The following is a 17,153-nucleotide window of genomic DNA, read 5'->3' on the forward strand; positions in this document are numbered from 1 at the left end:
CTTAACTATACTATGTTGAAAACCGCACTTATCACCTTTTGTATTGTTTGTTTGGTAACTTTTGGATTCGTGGCTCAGGCTCAGAAAGTTACCCTGAATAACCCCATTTTGACGGGTTTTTATCCCGACCCTAGTATCGTCAAAGTAGGGCCTGATTACTATACGGTTCATTCCACCTTTTCGTACTTTCCGGGCCTGCCTATCATGCACAGCCGCGATCTGAAAAACTGGAAGCAAATCGGCAATGTCATCAGCCGCCCGTCGCAAATGGACTTTATGGGCGAGCGAATGACGCGCGGGTTGTTTGCCCCTGCCATCAGCTATTACAAAGGCGTCTATTACGTCACTTGTACGGATATTGACCACGACGGCAACTTTGTCGTAACGGCGACCAATCCGGCGGGACCGTACAGCAACCCCGTGAAACTTCCGCAGGTCAGGGGTATCGACCCATCCATTTATTTTGACGAAGCTACCGATAAAGCCTATATCGTTTACAACAGCGATGCGCCTGATAATAAGCCGCTTTATCCGGGTCATCGCACCGTGCGAATGTATGAGTTTGATTACAAAAATTTAAAAACCATCGGAGAACAAAAGCAATTGATAAACGGTGGGGTGGACATTACCAAAAAACCAGTTTGGATTGAAGGCCCGCACATTTTAAAACGCAACGATTGGTATATTCTTTATTGTGCCGAGGGAGGAACGTCCGTCAATCACTCCCAAGTAGCCTTGCGTAGCAAAGATATTTGGGGACCGTATGTGCCGTTTGAAGGCAATCCTGTATTGACGCAACGCGGCTTACCTGCCAACCGTCCGAATCCGATTACGTCGGCGGGGCACGCGCAGTTTATCGAAGGCCCCGACGGAAACTGGTACTCAATCTTTCTCGCGGTTCGTCCCTACGAAGGTGATTTCTACAACACAGGCCGCGAAATGTTCATTGCCCCGCTCACGTGGGTGAACGATTGGCCGATGATTGAGCACGGCGAAAAAGCCATTGAATACAAATACGCTACCAACATAAAAGAGGTAAAACAAAAAGGTGCTTTGCCGCAAAACGGCAACTTTACCTACACCATGACCTTTGATAAAGGGCTGGATTTGTCGATGCTTTTCCTGAGAACGGTGGACAGCAGTTCGTTCAAAACGTCCAAAGCCAACGGCCTGACGTTCAAACTAAAACCCGAAACCATTTCGGAAGCAGGTAATCCGTCGTTTGTCGGCAAACGTCAGCAACACCTGACGAGTTCTGCCGAAACGGAGGTTGTTTTTTCCCCTAAAACCGACAAGGAAAAAGCAGGATTGGTTACGTTTCAGGACGAACGCCATTTTTACTTTTTAGCCAAATCAACAAGCAACGGCAAAGACGTCGTTCAGCTATTCAAGAGCAAAGACAAGACGGTTGAGTTAGTGACCGAACTACCCTTGGAGGCTCCAGCGGCCAAGGTGTTTTTCAAAATACAGTCAGAAGGCGCGCTTTACAGCTTTCACTACTCGACCGACGGGAAAAACTGGAAACTGGTAAAAGATCAGGTGGATGGTAAGTTCTTAAGTACGAAAGTGGCCAATAGTTTTATTGGCTGTGTGTATGGCTTGTATGCTACGTCGTCGGGTGAAAAATCAGACAACTCAGCCTCGTTTAAATTCCTGAAATACAGCGGCAATGATGCCGTATTGAAATAAAATTTTTCAACCTCACCCCACCCTCACGGTACGCCGTCGCGGCCTTTCTGGAGAGGGCTTTTAAATCCCCTTCTCCAGAAAGGACGGGACCGCCCGAGCGGAAGGGTTAGGGATGAGGTTGAATTACTTCTATCGCACAAACAAATACACTTTGAAACCTTTCCTTGTACATATTACCGCCCTTTTTCTATTCAGCGTTCCAGCGCTGGGGCAGATGCAACCGTTTACCCTTCAGGAGGTTAAGGTGACCAACGGTGCTTTCAAAAACGCGCAGGACGTTGACCTCAGGTACATTCTGTCACTGAACCCTGACAAACTGCTGGCCCCGTACCTCATCGACGCGGGTTTGCCCCTGAAAGCCGAACGCTACGGCAACTGGGAAAGCTCTGGGCTGGACGGCCACATCGGCGGGCATTACCTGTCGGCACTGGCTATGATGTATGCCTCGACGGGTAATGCCGAACTGAAAAAGCGGCTCGACTACATGATTGACCAACTGGCTAAGTGTCAGGCGAAAAACGGGAATGGGTACGTAGGCGGGATTCCGCAGGGAAAAGTATTTTGGGAACGGATTCACAAAGGCGATATCGACGGCAGTAGTTTTGGACTGAACAACACGTGGGTGCCGCTCTATAACATTCATAAGTTATTTGCAGGCTTGCGGGATGCCTACGAATTTGTAGGTAATCAGCAAGCCAAACAGGTATTGGTTGGTTTAGGGGATTGGTTCATCGAGCTTATACAGCCACTTTCCAATGAACAGATTCAACAAATTCTCCGCACCGAACACGGGGGAATGAACGAGGTTTTTGCCGACTTGTATATCTTGACAAAGGACAAAAAATACCTTGAAACGGCCCAACGCATTTCACACCGCGCAATTCTGAATCCATTATTGCAAAAACAGGATAAATTGACTGGTTTACACGCTAATACGCAGATTCCGAAGGTAATTGGTTTTGAGAAAATTGCGCAGTTGACGGGAAATACCGATTGGTCGGAAGCGGCGCGTTTTTTCTGGCAAAATGTAGCCCAAACCCGCAGTGTAGCTTTTGGTGGAAACAGCGTGCGTGAACATTTTAATCCGACAAGTGATTTCAGTTCGATGCTAAAATCGAATCAGGGACCCGAAACCTGCAATTCGTTTAACATGCTGCGACTGAGCAAAGCCCTGTTTCTGGATAAAAACGACCCGACTTATCTTGACTTTTACGAACGGGTTTTGTACAACCACATCCTGTCGAGTCAGCATCCACAAAAGGGTGGTTTTGTGTATTTTACGCCCATTCGTCCCAATCATTACCGCGTCTATTCGCAACCCGAAACCAGCATGTGGTGTTGCGTAGGTTCGGGCATCGAAAATCATACAAAATACGGCGAACTGATTTACAGCCATTCAGCCAATGATCTGTTTGTTAACCTGTTTATTCCTTCCACATTAGACTGGAAAGAAAAGAACATTCAACTAACCCAAACAACTGAGTTTCCGTACAAAAACCAGACAGAACTGGTGCTGAAAGTTGCTAAATCACAGACGTTTAGCTTGCAAATCCGTTCTCCGAAATGGGCCGATAAGGTAGAAGTTCTGGTCAACGGAAAAACGCCGCCCATCAGCGCGCAGCCTTCACATTACATCGGTATCCAGCGAAAATGGAAATCGGGTGATAAAGTGACGGTGCGTTTTACGACTTCCACGCATCTGGAATACCTGCCCGACCAGTCCAACTGGGCGGCGTTTGTGCATGGCCCGATTGTGCTCGCGGCCAAAACCTCTACCGCTGATTTAGTGGGCCTTTTTGCCGACGACAGTCGCATGGGGCACGAAACCAAAGGGAAACTGTACCCTATCGACAAAGCATATACGTTGATTGGTAATACCGATTCCTATCTTTCAAAGATAAAACCAGCTGGTAATCTGACCTTTACCCTCGATTCGCTAACGTTGCAACCGTTCTACGAAATCCACGATGCGCGTTACCAAATGTATTTTCAGACCTTTACGCAGGCCGATTATGACGCTCAAAAAGCGACCCAACGTCAGCAGGAAGTGGAGGCGCTTGCCCTCGAAGCCCGCACGGTTGACAAGGTGAATTGCGGCGAACAACAACCCGAAGTGGATCATGCGTACAAAGGTGAAAAAAGCGATTCGGGCTACGACGACGACGGCCGTTTCTGGCGCAATACCCGTTCGTACATTTTCTATCAATTACAGAACAAGAGCTTGGCGGCTAAAACGCTCGAAATCTCCTTTTCGGGAAATTTGAAAAAGGAGGATGTGGGTATTTTTATCAATGATCGGGCGGCGGAAGTGCTCGCAGTAAAAGACAAGGTAATTACAGTGAAAACCGATGATAAAGAGCTTGTTAAGCTAAAAATTACGTCTGAAAACGGTAGGCCGACGCCACGGTTTTTTCAGATACGATTGGTGAAATAGAGGTTGTTTTTTTGCGTCAGAGACGCATTACCTTCTAATGTCCTGAATCTGAATTTGGAACAAGCTATAAGTCACTCTGTGCAACCCAAATTGTGTCACATTAACACTGACTATTGTTATAAGCGTATGTTAAAATGTAATTTTTATAGTCTTTTTAAGGTAATTCTTGGGCTTTTGCTGACCACACAGGCATTTGCTCAGAAAGCCCGTAATCCCATTATCTATGCCGACGTGCCGGATTTGGCCATGATTCGGGTCGGGAATACCTACTACATGAGCAGCACCACCATGCACATGAGCCCGGGGCTGCCCATTATGAAATCGAGCGATTTGGTCAACTGGCAAATGGTTGGCTATGTGTATGACACGCTGGCGAATGTCCCTTCCCTGAACCTCACGGACGGTAAAGGGACGTACGGACGCGGCTCGTGGGCAAGTAGTTTGCGTTATCACAAAGGCACGTACTATGTCACAACTTTTGCCCAGACGACGGGTAAAACCTACCTCTGGTCCACGAAAAATATCGAAAAAGGGCCGTGGAAAATGGCTTCGTTTAAACCTTCCTACCACGACCATACGCTGTTTTTTGATGAAAACGATAAGGCGTATTTGATCTACGGCGCGGGAAAACTCAAGCTGGTTGAACTGAACGACGACCTTACGGGAGTTCGGAAAGGTACGACCGAAACGGTGGTGATTGAGAATGCAAGCCTGCCCGCAGGCAACAACATTATGCTGGGGGCGGAAGGGTCGCAGTTGTTTAAACACAACGGCAAATACTACCTCTTCAATATCTGCTGGCCACGGGGCGGGATGCGGACGGTGATTATCCACCGCGCCGATAAAATCACGGGGCCGTGGGAAGGGCGTGTCGGGTTGCAGGACTTGGGTGTGGCGCAGGGCGGCCTGATTGATACCCCCGACGGCCGTTGGTTTGCCTACCTCTTTCGCGATTTCGGCGGCGTCGGACGGATTCCGTATTGGGTGCCTGTGAAATGGGAAGACGGCTGGCCTGTGTTGGGCGAAAACGGCAAAGTCCCCGAAACGCTTGATTTGCCTGCCAATAAGTCATTGATTCCCACTATTGTTGCTTCCGACGACTTTACCCGCAAAAAAGGCGAAGCGGCCTTGCCGTTGGTTTGGCAATGGAACCACAACCCCGATAATGCTCTTTGGTCGGTGACCGAGCGTAAGGGTTTTCTTCGCTTGAAAACGGGACGGATTGATACGTCGTTTGTACTCGCCCGCAATACCCTGACGCAGCGTACTTTCGGCCCTGAGTCGGCGGGTTCGGCTGCGCTGGATGTCTCCAACATGAAGGAGGGTGATTTTGCGGGACTGGGTTTGTTACAAAAGAATTTTGGCTTGGTGGGGGTCAAAGTAGCCAATAGCAGCAAATCCATTGTCATGGTCAGTGCCAACACGGGCAAACCTATTGAAATCGAGCGCGTTCCGTTGGCCAAAACGACGGTGTATCTCAAGGCCGAGTGTGATTTTAGAAACCGCGCCGACATTGCCCATTTCTTTTACAGCCTCGACGGTAAAACGTGGGTCAAAATCGGGGAGCCGCTGAAAATGCCTTATACCATTCCGCATTTTATGGGCTATCGTTTTGGGCTGTTCAACTACGCCATCCAAACCACGGGCGGTTTTGCCGATTTTGATTATTTCCGAATGGAAGACAAAATTTCAGAGAAGTAATATAGTTGTAATCTTTTACGATAAAACCTGTTTAAATAACCCTTTGTCATCCCGACGAAGGAGGGATCTTTACCTGATTGCCCACTCGATAACATTAATAAAATGGCCTGCAACAGAAGATTCCTCGTGCCTCGGAATGACAAATAATCAACATAGTTTCTATGAAATACACCATTTGGCTTCTACTGTTCAGTGCTTTTTGGTCCAATGCGCAAAACAGCCCTTCCACTATCAGTAGTCCTGACGGAAAACTGGTCGTAAAGGTATCACTCGACAACGGGAAACCTGTGTATAGCCTTTCATTAAACGGAAAAACATTTCTGGAAAAATCACCGCTTGGCCTGAAAACAAACGTAGGTGATTTTACGGAGGGGCTGGCGCTGGTTGATGCAAAAACAACTACTCAGAAGATTGACAATACCTATGAGTTACCGAACATAAAGCAACGCAACGTGCATTATGTGGCCAATGAAGGGGGATTTGTCTTTTCAAAAAACAGCGCGGATGCCTTTCAGGTGACGTTCAGGGTGAGCAACAACGACGTGGCATTCCGCTACAAAGTGTATCCCCAGAAACGAGCCCTTTCCTGCGTTGTCAACGAAGAAGCATCGGGTTTTGCCTTTCCGAAAGGAACCACCACCTTTTTGTCGGCCCAAAGTAAAGCCATGGTCGGTTTTGCCCGCACCATGCCAAGCTACGAAATCCCATATACGGTGGACGACACCCTCGGCGAAAACGGCAGAGGCAACGGATATACCTTTCCGTGCCTTTTCAAGGTCAACTCCAGCGGTTGGGTGTTGATTTCTGAAACAGGGGTGGACAGTCGCTATTGCGGCAGCCGCCTGATGGGTCATTCAGAAGGTGTTTATACCATCGGCTTTCCGATGCCCGACGAAAATAACGGCAATGGAACCTCTGCGCCTGGTATTCCGCTTCCTGCCGAAACACCGTGGCGTACCATTACGGTAGGCGAAACGCTGGCTCCGATTATCGAAACAACCATCCCTTTCGACGTAGTAGAACCCCGTTATGCGGCGTCGCAACCTTACAAATATACCAAAGGCTCGTGGAGCTGGATCATCGGCATGGACGGTAAAACGGTGTATGACGAACAAAAACGATACATTGATTTCAGCGCCGCCATGGGCTATGAAACCATTCTGATTGATGCCCTTTGGGACACGCAAATCGGGCGGGATAAAATAGCCGAACTGGCAAAATACGGAGCAAGCAAAGGCGTAAGCCTGTATTTGTGGTACAACTCCAACGGTTACTGGAACGACGCTCCCCAAGGTCCGAGAGGCATCATGGACAATACTATTGCCCGCCGCAAAGAAATGGCGTGGATGAAAAGCATTGGTGTGAAAGGGATTAAAGTTGACTTTTTCGGCGGCGACAAGCAGGAGACGATGAAGTTGTACGAAGATATTCTGTACGATGCCAACGACTATGGCATCCTGTGCATCTTCCACGGCTGTACTTTGCCGCGCGGATGGGAACGTATGTACCCCAATTATGCCGCTAGTGAGGCCGTACTAGCCAGCGAAAATCTCGCCTTTTCGCAGCGGAGCTGTGATTATGAAGCGTTTAATGCCACGCTCCATCCGTTTATCCGCAACACCGTCGGCAGTATGGATTTTGGCGGGAGCGCCCTGAACAAGTTTTACAATGCCAACAACACTCCCAACCGTGGCTCAAAGCGGGTAACGTCTGATGTGTATGCACTGGCAACGGCGGTGTTGTTTCAAAGTGCTGTGCAGCATTTTGCGCTGGCTCCCAACAACTTAACCGATGCTCCCGAATGGGCCATCAATTTTATGAAAACCGTGCCGACAACGTGGGACGAGGTTCGCTTTATTGACGGCTATCCGGGTAAGTATGTGGTATTGGCGCGTCGTCATGGTAGCCATTGGTATATTACAGGGATAAATGCCCAAAAAGAAATCCTGAAGCTGAAAGTCAAACTACCCATGATAACAGCGGGTGCCGAGCTACGGCAATATACCGATGACGAGCAGCTGAACGGGAAGGTCAGCACGACGAAACTTTCGAAAAATCAGGAAGTTGACCTGATAATTCCGACAAATGGCGGTGTCTTGATTGTGAATTAATTGACTTGCATAATCCCTTAACCAGAAAACATGAAACATAGTATTTCAATCCTGTTTTTAGCGCTGCTGCTTTCCCTTCTGGGGTTTAGCGCCCACGCTCAAGACCCCAACTTCCACATTTACCTCTGCATTGGGCAGTCGAACATGGAAGGCCCTGCCCGCATTGAACCGCAGGACACCACCGTGGACAGTCGACTGCGTTTACTGGCCTCCGTCGATTGTCCTGAACTGGGGCGCAACAAAGGCAACTGGTATACAGCCAAGCCGCCGCTTTGTCGCTGCAATACCCGTCTTTCGCCCGCCGATTATTTCGGTAGAACATTGGTGGCAAACCTGCCGCAAAACGTCAAAGTAGGTTTGGTGCATGTGGCCGTGGCGGGGAGTAAAATTGAGATTTTTGATAAAAAAGACTATAAAATGTACCTCGATACCTCGGCCAAAGAAAGACCGTGGATGATTAATATGGCCAACCAATACGGCGGAAATCCGTACGAACGATTGGTCGAAATGGCGCGTTTGGCGCAAAAAGCGGGCGTTATCAAAGGGATTTTGTTGCATCAGGGCGAATCTAACACGGGCGATAAAGAATGGCCCATGAAGGTCAAAAAAATCTACGACGATTTACTGACTGACTTGCAGTTAGCGCCCAATTCTATTCCATTGCTGGCGGGCGAATTGGTCAATGCCGATCAGGGCGGCAAATGTGCCAGCATGAACCCCATCATCGCTACCTTGCCGCAGGTGATTCCGAAAGCTCTAGTGGTTTCGTCCAAAGGACTACCCGCCGTACCTGATAAATTACATTTCAGCAGCGAAGGGATTCGCATTTTTGGCAAACGCTACGCAGCAGCACTGTTAGCGTCACAAGGCAAAAAAATCGACATCGACGAAAGCAGCATTGCGCCACCCGCTCCCGTAAAAGTACAGGAGGGTTTGCTCCAAGGCAGTACTGAAAACGGTTTGTCGGTTTATAAAGGCATCCCTTTCGCCGCTCCGCCGGTAGGCAATTTGCGCTGGAAAGCACCCCAACCCGCCGCCAAGTGGGAAGGCATTAAACAAGCGACCCAATTTGCCCCAGCTCCTTATCAGGGAGGAAATCCGCCATCAGGCAAGAGCGAAGATTGTTTATACCTGAACATCTGGTCGCCTGCCAAATCGGCCAATGAAAACCTGCCCGTCATGGTATGGATTTATGGTGGCGGATTTAGCTTTGGCGCTACCTCAGAACCCGTGACTAATGGCGAAAAACTGGCCAAAAAAGGGGTTGTCCTCGTCAGTATCGCTTACCGTGTAAATCAAATGGGCTTTTTGGCGCATCCCGAACTAAGTGCCGAAACACCCCAAAAAACGTCAGGGAATTATGGCTTACTCGACATGATTGCGGGTTTGCAGTGGGTTCAGAAAAATATCAAAGCCTTTGGCGGAAACCCTGATAAAGTAACCATCTTCGGTGAGTCGGCAGGAGGAATTGCCGTGAGTATGTTGTGTGCATCGCCACTGGTCAAAGGTCTTTTTCACGGGGCAATTTCGCAAAGTGGCGGTTCGTTTGGTCCTCACCGTCTCACCACCTACCCCGGAGAAAACATGAAGCTGTTGGCCCTGGCCGAAAAACAGGGCGTTGAGTTTATGCAAAAGACGGGGGCAACATCGCTGGCGGGGCTACGCGCCATGCCTGCCGATAAACTCCCGTCGGGTTTTGGCAACCCCGGAGGCTGGCCAATTGTAGACGGGTATGTAATTCCAGATGACCAACATGTTTTGTACGAAAAAGGCAAATACAACCATGTGCCTGTCTTAATCGGCTACAACTCCGACGAAGGGGCAAGCTTTATGCCCCCAAAAACGCCAAAAGACTACATTGAAAACACGAATAAACGATATGGACCTTTTGCCGAAAAACTGATAAAAGCCTATCCCGTAGAAGAAAATAATGTCCCAAAAACGGCCCGGGATTTAGCACGGGATGCGGCTTTTGGTTGGCATACATGGGCGTGGGCCAATCTGCAATCCCAAACGTCCAAAGAAAAGGTGTATTACTATTACTTTGACCAGCACCCTGACCACCCTGTGGGTTCGGCCAAATTCGGCTATGGCTCACCGCACGGGCAAGACGTTGCCTTTGTGTTTGGAAACCTCAATCCTGCCGACCAAAACCGTACCCCAACGGACGGAGAACTGTCGGAAACGATCATGAATTACTGGACAAATTTTGCCAAAAACGGTAATCCCAACGGCGGAAATTTGCCGCAATGGGAATCATTTTCTGCCAAAAAACCTGCGGTCATGTATTTCCAGCAAAAGGCGTTTATGGGGCCTGTTCCGAGCGAAGATGCTATGAAAGTCCTGAACTCTTATTTTGAATGGCGTCGGACGCCCGAAGGTAAAGAATGGGCTAAGTAGAACATGAATAACTAATCCTTAACCGATGAAAATCCAACCGATTTACTTGCTTTTGTTTGCCATCCTGTGCGTCAGTAGTGCCATGGGGCAGCCCACGTCAAGACCCGTCATTGTTTCGCCCGAAGTGCATCCAGACAATTCGGTGACGTTTCGGTTTTATGCGCCTGCTGCCAAAGAAGTGAAGCTCAGTGCGCAGTTTGAAAAATCGCCTTTGGCCATGACCAAAGATGACAAAGGGGTATGGAGCGTTACTACTGTTCCCGTGAAGCCCGATATGTATCCTTACGCGTTCAATGTGGATGGTATTTCGGTGGCCGATCCAACCAATTCAGCACTTTTCCCCAATGAGGGTTTTCAGAATAGTGTGGTCGAAATTACGGGAAACACGCCGTTGGTACATACCCTGCAAAACGTTCCCCACGGCACGGTGTCGTACCGATATTACCGGTCGGCGGAATTAGGAACGCGTCCCGTGGTGGTTTATACGCCTGCTGGCTACGAATCAAACCCAAAGACTTCTTATCCGGTGCTTTATTTGTTGCACGGCACCACCGATACCGAAGAAACGTGGACAAAAGTAGGCCGTGCCAACGTCATTCTCGATAACCTGATTGCGCAGGGTAAGGCCAAACCCATGATTATTGTGATGCCCTACGGACGGGCTTACCCCGTCATCAGCAAGTCGTCGGGTAGTTTGCGAAACTGGGATAATTTGCAGGAGTTCAAAAAGGACTTTTTCGGCAATCTGATGCCGTTTATTGAGAAAAATTACCGCACCCTCAACGACAAAAACAACCGCGCTATTGCAGGTTTTTCGGGTGGGGGAGGAACCACGCTGTACTTTGGCTTGAACAACAGCGACCAATTTGCGTATGTCTGTGGCTTTGCCCCGGGTATGCTCAAAAATGAGTTTGACCGCAACAACGAAACAGCCTTTAAAAACATCGAACAGACCAACAAAAACCTCAAACTGTTCTGGATTGGTGTGGGTAAAGAAGACGGCCTTTATGCTGTCAATCAGGAATATATGCAGGTGCTTGACCAGAAGAAGATTAAGTATGAGAGCCTCTTCACCGACGGCGGGCATACGTGGATGAATGTAAAACACTATTTGAGTGTGATTGCGCCTAAGCTTTTTAAATAAATTCAACCTAAATCCTATACAGCTTGGCAAAATGAAAACATTCGAGATCAAAGAAAGTGAACTTAAAAATATCACGTTGTTTCTAACTGAAAAGCAAATATTATTACATCCAAAAATATCCCCAAATGGAACGCCTGATTTTACTAGATATTTGGGCAGAAAATTTGTCTTAATCTTAGATCGTAACATTTTAGTTAAAATATTACGGTTAGTTACTAATGGAGAACTGAAGGATGAAAATGATTTAAAAATTATAAGTAGTCTATTGCTATGGGCAGAATTTAATAATATAGCACTTAACTCGGCTCTTGCATTAATTGAATACTCAAACTTTCATCAGAGAAATACTGAATCAAGTGAAGAAAATAACTTATTTCTGGAAATTTTCAAGCAATATACACCTAAACACTGGCTTGACTTAGCAACTGGTAAAAGTACTTCTATTCCAAAAATAGAGTTAAAAGAGCAAAAATCATTTTCATTCTATATAGAAGATGACCATTTCAAAATGCATCTTTTAGAAATGCTTAAATTATCCCAACTGTACTTTGATCGTAATCAATCAATTGAAGATAAGTTTCATGATTTCTTTAAATGGGTAATTGAAAATATTTTGATTTGCAAGTATACAACTTATTTTGCTTGTATGCTATTAGGTAACAATTCTAAAATATTTAGAAATAAGGAGTTGAGTTATGAATCTATAATTAAAATATGTAAGAATGCAGCTTGTGATTTAACATATTTATCTTTTTGGAGTACTCAATACTACTATGAAGACAATGCTGATGAAATCTTTCTGTTTGTGACTATGGATAAGGAGCTACGGGAATTATTCTTCTTAACTCATAAAGAATCACTTGAAATATTTAAAAAATCTTTTGGTGAAAAAATTGGGGGTAAAATTATTAATTCATTGTCAAGTATTTACATAAAAAGAGATAAACCTGAAATTAATCAAGAGAAATTAGATAAAATGATTATTAGTGAAAAAGATAAATTAAGAATAATAATAGAAAGTAATGCTCAATCTAATAATATTCAAAATGACCACACTTTCTAACTTGTCTTACTGTAGATGTACTAACCTTTAACTTTATCAAATATGAAACTTAAAGCAATTATTCAATTATTGGGGCTTTTTGCCATACTGGCAATACCCGAAACTGTGAGAAGTCAGCCGCCGCGCGGCCCGTTTGTGATTTCCCCCAAAGTAAACCCTGACAAAACCGTCACGTTTTCGTACTTAGCACCAAACGCCAAAACGGTACTGTTGGGCGGTAGTCAGTTCGGACAAGCCGATGTGCCGCTGACCAAAAATGCCGAAGGGGTTTGGTCTGTTACGGTTGGCCCCGTCAAACCTGATATTTACCCGTACAGTTTTAAAGTAGATGGCGTGACCGTGATGGATCCTGCTAACGTCGCTTTCTTTCCCAACGAGCGTTTCAAGGCCAGTCTGGTCGAAATCCCGTCGGATGAACCTGCCATTTATGCACTCAAAAATGTACCGCACGGCTCCATTACGTACGAATATTACCCCTCGGTCGAAGGCTCAACGGGGACGGTTGTTGTCTATACCCCGGCGGGTTATACCAAAGAAACAGCCAAAAAATACCCGGTGTATTACCTCATCAGCGGCACGACCGATACCGAAGAAACCTTCTGGAAAGTGGGAAAAGTGAACTTGATGCTCGACAACATGATTGCGGCGGGCACGGCAAAGCCCATGATTGTGGTGATGCCTTACGGAAATCCGCTGGCGAAAATTGCTGAGCAAACCGGCAAAGACAAGCCCGCCGATGTCATGAGCCGCGACGGGGAAGATGCCCTGCGCCGAATGAAACTGTTTGAAACTGACCTTGTCTCTCACGTCATTCCGTATATCGAAAAGAACTACCGAACTATCAACAACCGCGATAACCGCGCCATTGGCGGCTTCTCGCGCGGGGGCGGACAGACATTGCGGACGGCGTTCAACAACGTCGATAAGTTTGCGTACGTGTGTAGCTACGCTTCTTACATTGCGCCCGCCGAAATGGACAAAAGCTTTACGAACATTATTTCCAATCCTGCCAAAACCAACAAAGATTTCAAGCTGCTTTGGTCAGGCATCGGAACCGATGATTTTCTGTACAAAGGCACGGTCGAGTTTGAAGAGTACCTGAAAACCAAAAAGATAAACTTCAAAAGTTACGTCACCGACGGCGGTCACACGTGGATGAACGTGAAAAAGTACCTCAACGAGACGTTGCCTGTTTTGTTCAAGTAAAGCATTTCTATCGAGATGAAAGCAATCCAATGGATTCGGATACTTGCTGGTTTTATACTGTTTGGGAGTGTTTCTGAAAGCATATTGGCCCAAAAAAGCTCAAAAATCAAGGTTTTGATTGTAGATGGTTTTAGTAACCACGATTGGAAACAAACCACCGCTGTGACCAAATGGATACTTGAGCAAAGTGGCAAATTTGCGGTGGATGTTGCTACCGTTCCTGCTGACAGTCTCAGCTTAGAAAGTTGGAACCCGGATTTTGAAAAATATGCGGTTATCATTCAAAATACCAACAACATCTGGAATCAGAAATTAAGGTGGTCAAAAAGTGCCGAATTAGGTTTAGAAAAATACGTAAAAAACGGCGGTGGACTGTACATACTTCATTCAGGAAATAATGCTTTTCCCCATTGGGAGGAGTACGACAAAATGATTGGAATGGGGTGGCGGCCTAAAAGTTTTGGGTATGCTTTAATGGTAGAGATTAATGAAAATATTAACAGAATTCCCCCTAATGAAGGCGCAGGTACGGGGCACGGAGATAGATTTAATGCCCTTATTACGGTGCTAAACAGACATCCTATCAATAAAGATTTTCCGAAACAATGGCAAACGGCCAATACGGAAGTATATCATTATCCTAGAGGTGTTGCCGAAAATATGACGGTACTGTCCTACGCCTATGATAGTACGGGTACTAAAAAAATGTGGCCTGTAGAATGGGTCGTTAGCTACGGAAAAGGGCGGGTGTATAACTCAAGTATGGGACACTTGTGGCGGGGAGAAAAATACCCTCCTGCGTACCGCTGTGTTGGTTTTCAAACAACGATGATAAGGGCTGCTGAGTGGTTGGCAACCAAAAAAGTCAGCTATCGAGTGCCAAGTGATTTTCCGAGTAAAGACACAGTCAGTCTAAAACCAGAAAGCGAATATCCAAGTAACTGAATTAGCCAAACCCAAAACCGATGAAACGTATAATCTCTTGTATTTCAGTAGTGTTTGTTGCTTGTTGTTCGCTTTTTGCGCAGCAACGCCCGCCAGCGATCAGTTCGCCCAACGTACATCCCGACAACAGCATCACGTTTACCTATTTTTCCAGAACGGCGCGTGAGGTAAAACTGTCGGGCGAATTTTTGAAAGAACCCGTTTCGCTCACCAAAGATACGTCGGGCATCTGGCGTGTGACAGTGCCGCCCGTCACGCCCGATATTTACCCGTACAGCTTTACTGTTGACGGAGTGGGCGTAGCCGATCCAAACAATACCCTGATTTTTGCCAATGAACGGTTCAAACGGAGTATTGTAGAAGTAAAAGGAGATAAGCCGCTGGTTCACAGCCTACAAAACGTACCTCATGGCAAGATAACTTACCACAATTATTTCTCTCAAACGCTGAATACGACCCGACAACTATTGGTATATACGCCCCCGAATTTTGACGCCAGCGGCAAAACCAAGTACCCTGTTTTGTACCTGATTCACGGCGGATCTGATACCGAAGAAACGTGGACCAAAGTAGGACGGGCTAACTTTATTGCCGATAACCTCATTGCACAGGGTAAGGCCAAACCCATGATTATTGTGATGCCGTACGGCAATGTTCGCCCCGCTCCAATGGCCGATTTTACCAAAGACATTGTCAACGACATCATTCCGTTTGTTCAGGCCAATTACCCAACTCAAACCGATAGCAAAGGCCGTGCCGTGGCAGGGTTTTCGGTGGGTGGCGGGCAAACGCTCAACATAGGTTTTACCAACACCGATAAGTTTGCCTACATCTGTTCGTACGCGCCCTATACCGCCACCGACGAGTTCAAAAAGAACTTCACCGACTGGACCCCCGACGCCGAAAAGATAAACAAACAACTGAAACTGTTCACGATCAGCGTGGGAACGGAAGATTTTCTGTACGAAAGTGTGAAACAAAACATCGCGATGTTTCAGGAAAAGAAAATTAAGATTGAGCCACTCATTGTGTCGGGAGGCCACACATGGATGAATTGTAAGTTGTTTTTAGCCAATTCATTACAGCAAATTTTTAAATAAAAACAAACCCTTATGATGATGAAAACCAGCTTTTTACAAATTCTTATGGCTTCGACGTTGTCCGTTGGATTGTGCCATGCCCAAATTGCCGAAGATTTTAAACCCTCTTCCCTCAACCAACCGGGTCAGGAATACCCAATGGTTAATTCGCAGGGCTATGCCCGTTTTAAGATTTTAGCGCCTGCGGCCGACAGCGTTCGGGTGAGCCTGGGTCTTGGTGGAAAAGGAGGCACTAAACTCGCCAAAGCTGAAGACGGTTCGTGGATGGGGACCACCGAAGGCCCGATGGACGAGGGCTTTCATTACTATAACGTCAAGATTGACGGCGGGAAATTCAACGACCCGGGCGCACTCAACTTTTACGGCTCGGTACGTTGGGAAAGTGGCATTGAGATTCCTGCCAAAGATCAGGATTTTTATGCCCTCAAAAACGTCCCCCACGGCAATGTACAGCAAGTCCTTTTCCCGTCGCCCAGCACAGGTACTTCGCGCAGAGCATTCGTTTATACGCCTCCGGGCTATGAAAAAGGGAAAGACAAATACCCTGTGTTGTATTTGCAGCACGGCTGGGGCGAAGACGAAACCGCGTGGATGAATCAGGGACGCGCCAATTTAATCATGGATAACCTGATTGCGGAAGGAAAAATCAAGCCGTTTATCATTGTCAACACCTACGGTATGACCAATGAAGTGAAGTTTGGTAAAATCCGTGAGTTTAAGATTGAACCCTTCCAGACGGTGTTAATCAACGAGTTGATTCCGTACGTAGATGCCAATTTTCGCACGATGGCCAACAAAGACAACCGCGCCATGGCAGGCTTGTCGATGGGCGGCATGGAAACCAAAACCATTACCCTCAACAACCCCGACGTGTTTGCGTATTATGGCCTGCTGAGTGGCGGTTTGTACGCCCCCGCCGACATCAAAGACAAATCGAAAGTGAAGCTTATCTTCCTGAGTTGTGGCAGCAAAGAACGCCCCGATGGCGTCAAAAAAGCGACCGAAGAACTCAAAGCCGCAGGGTTTAATGCCGTAAGCTACGTGTCAGAAGGCACTGCCCACGAGTTTCAGACGTGGCGTCGGAGTTTGTATCAATTAGCGCCGTTGTTGTTTAAAAAGTAAATAGTTTAATATCAGTAGATTAGTTAAAAAATCCTTAAACTCCAGCCTTTAGGCTGGGGCGTATTGAAAGCCAGATTCTTTGTTTAGGCTTTAGCCCTGACATTTGAGGGTAGCTCGAAAGCGTCAACGCTAAAGCCAAAAATGGTTTTTTACCCCAGCCTAAAGGATTGGGGTTTAAAGAGGCAATGACAAATAATGAGTGACGGATTTTCGATAAGATAATGAGTCTGGATATAAT

11 protein-coding genes are annotated in these 17,153 nt (G+C 46.8%); all 11 read left to right on the plus strand.

Annotated elements, in window-relative coordinates; translation table 11 throughout:
- Positions 1-12: 12 nt before the first annotated feature.
- The 11 genes from G563_RS0131115 to G563_RS0131165 all read left to right on the plus strand — a co-directional run bounded on the left by G563_RS0131115 (position 13) and on the right by G563_RS0131165 (position 16,915).
- Positions 13-1,689: a glycoside hydrolase family 43 protein gene (locus tag G563_RS0131115; protein ID WP_028668776.1), complete on the plus strand. Its 1,677-nt coding sequence runs from the start codon at positions 13-15 to the stop codon at positions 1,687-1,689.
- A gap of 151 nt (positions 1,690-1,840) precedes the next feature.
- Positions 1,841-4,123, plus strand: a complete 2,283-nt coding sequence (locus tag G563_RS0131120) for a glycoside hydrolase family 127 protein (protein ID WP_028668777.1) — start codon at positions 1,841-1,843, stop codon at positions 4,121-4,123.
- Between the two features lie 126 nt (positions 4,124-4,249).
- A complete protein-coding gene (locus G563_RS0131125; RefSeq protein WP_028668778.1) occupies positions 4,250-5,824 on the plus strand; it encodes a glycoside hydrolase family 43 protein in 1,575 nt (524 codons plus the stop codon).
- Between the two features lie 161 nt (positions 5,825-5,985).
- On the plus strand, positions 5,986-7,935 hold the full coding sequence (locus G563_RS0131130; RefSeq protein WP_028668779.1) for a glycoside hydrolase family 97 protein: 1,950 nt from the start codon (positions 5,986-5,988) through the stop codon (positions 7,933-7,935).
- Positions 7,936-7,965: 30 nt separating this feature from the next.
- Positions 7,966-10,335, plus strand: coding sequence for a carboxylesterase family protein (locus tag G563_RS39170; RefSeq protein WP_084651024.1), 2,370 nt, complete (start codon positions 7,966-7,968; stop codon positions 10,333-10,335).
- Positions 10,336-10,360: 25 nt separating this feature from the next.
- Positions 10,361-11,479, plus strand: coding sequence for an esterase (locus tag G563_RS0131140; protein WP_028668781.1), 1,119 nt, complete (start codon positions 10,361-10,363; stop codon positions 11,477-11,479).
- A 31-nt stretch (positions 11,480-11,510) separates the two neighbouring features.
- Complete coding sequence (locus tag G563_RS0131145) at positions 11,511-12,542, plus strand: hypothetical protein (protein ID WP_157585745.1); 1,032 nt, start codon at positions 11,511-11,513, stop codon at positions 12,540-12,542.
- Between the two features lie 42 nt (positions 12,543-12,584).
- The gene (locus tag G563_RS0131150; protein WP_028668783.1) at positions 12,585-13,748 is read left to right on the plus strand and encodes an esterase; all 1,164 of its coding nucleotides are present in this window, start codon (positions 12,585-12,587) and stop codon (positions 13,746-13,748) included.
- Between the two features lie 15 nt (positions 13,749-13,763).
- Positions 13,764-14,693, plus strand: a complete 930-nt coding sequence (locus G563_RS36380; protein WP_051211324.1) for a ThuA domain-containing protein — start codon at positions 13,764-13,766, stop codon at positions 14,691-14,693.
- A gap of 20 nt (positions 14,694-14,713) precedes the next feature.
- A complete protein-coding gene (locus G563_RS0131160; RefSeq protein ID WP_028668784.1) occupies positions 14,714-15,793 on the plus strand; it encodes an esterase in 1,080 nt (359 codons plus the stop codon).
- Between the two features lie 45 nt (positions 15,794-15,838).
- Complete coding sequence (locus G563_RS0131165) at positions 15,839-16,915, plus strand: alpha/beta hydrolase-fold protein (RefSeq protein WP_229598595.1); 1,077 nt, start codon at positions 15,839-15,841, stop codon at positions 16,913-16,915.
- The last annotated feature ends 238 nt before the right edge of the window (positions 16,916-17,153 follow it).

Source organism: Runella zeae DSM 19591, assembly GCF_000423565.1.
Lineage (GTDB): Bacteria > Bacteroidota > Bacteroidia > Cytophagales > Spirosomataceae > Runella > Runella zeae.

Bases quoted from the DNA above. Each gene is read 5' to 3' on its own strand.
- G563_RS0131115 (WP_028668776.1), top strand. From the start codon at position 13: ATGTTGAAAACCGCACTTATCACCTTTTGTATTGTTTGTTTGGTAACT.
- G563_RS0131125 (WP_028668778.1), top strand. From the start codon at position 4,250: ATGTTAAAATGTAATTTTTATAGTCTTTTTAAGGTAATTCTTGGGCTT.
- G563_RS0131130 (WP_028668779.1), top strand. From the start codon at position 5,986: ATGAAATACACCATTTGGCTTCTACTGTTCAGTGCTTTTTGGTCCAAT.
- G563_RS39170 (WP_084651024.1), top strand. From the start codon at position 7,966: ATGAAACATAGTATTTCAATCCTGTTTTTAGCGCTGCTGCTTTCCCTT.
- G563_RS0131140 (WP_028668781.1), top strand. From the start codon at position 10,361: ATGAAAATCCAACCGATTTACTTGCTTTTGTTTGCCATCCTGTGCGTC.
- G563_RS0131145 (WP_157585745.1), top strand. From the start codon at position 11,511: ATGAAAACATTCGAGATCAAAGAAAGTGAACTTAAAAATATCACGTTG.
- G563_RS0131150 (WP_028668783.1), top strand. From the start codon at position 12,585: ATGAAACTTAAAGCAATTATTCAATTATTGGGGCTTTTTGCCATACTG.
- G563_RS36380 (WP_051211324.1), top strand. From the start codon at position 13,764: ATGAAAGCAATCCAATGGATTCGGATACTTGCTGGTTTTATACTGTTT.
- G563_RS0131160 (WP_028668784.1), top strand. From the start codon at position 14,714: ATGAAACGTATAATCTCTTGTATTTCAGTAGTGTTTGTTGCTTGTTGT.
- G563_RS0131165 (WP_229598595.1), top strand. From the start codon at position 15,839: ATGGCTTCGACGTTGTCCGTTGGATTGTGCCATGCCCAAATTGCCGAA.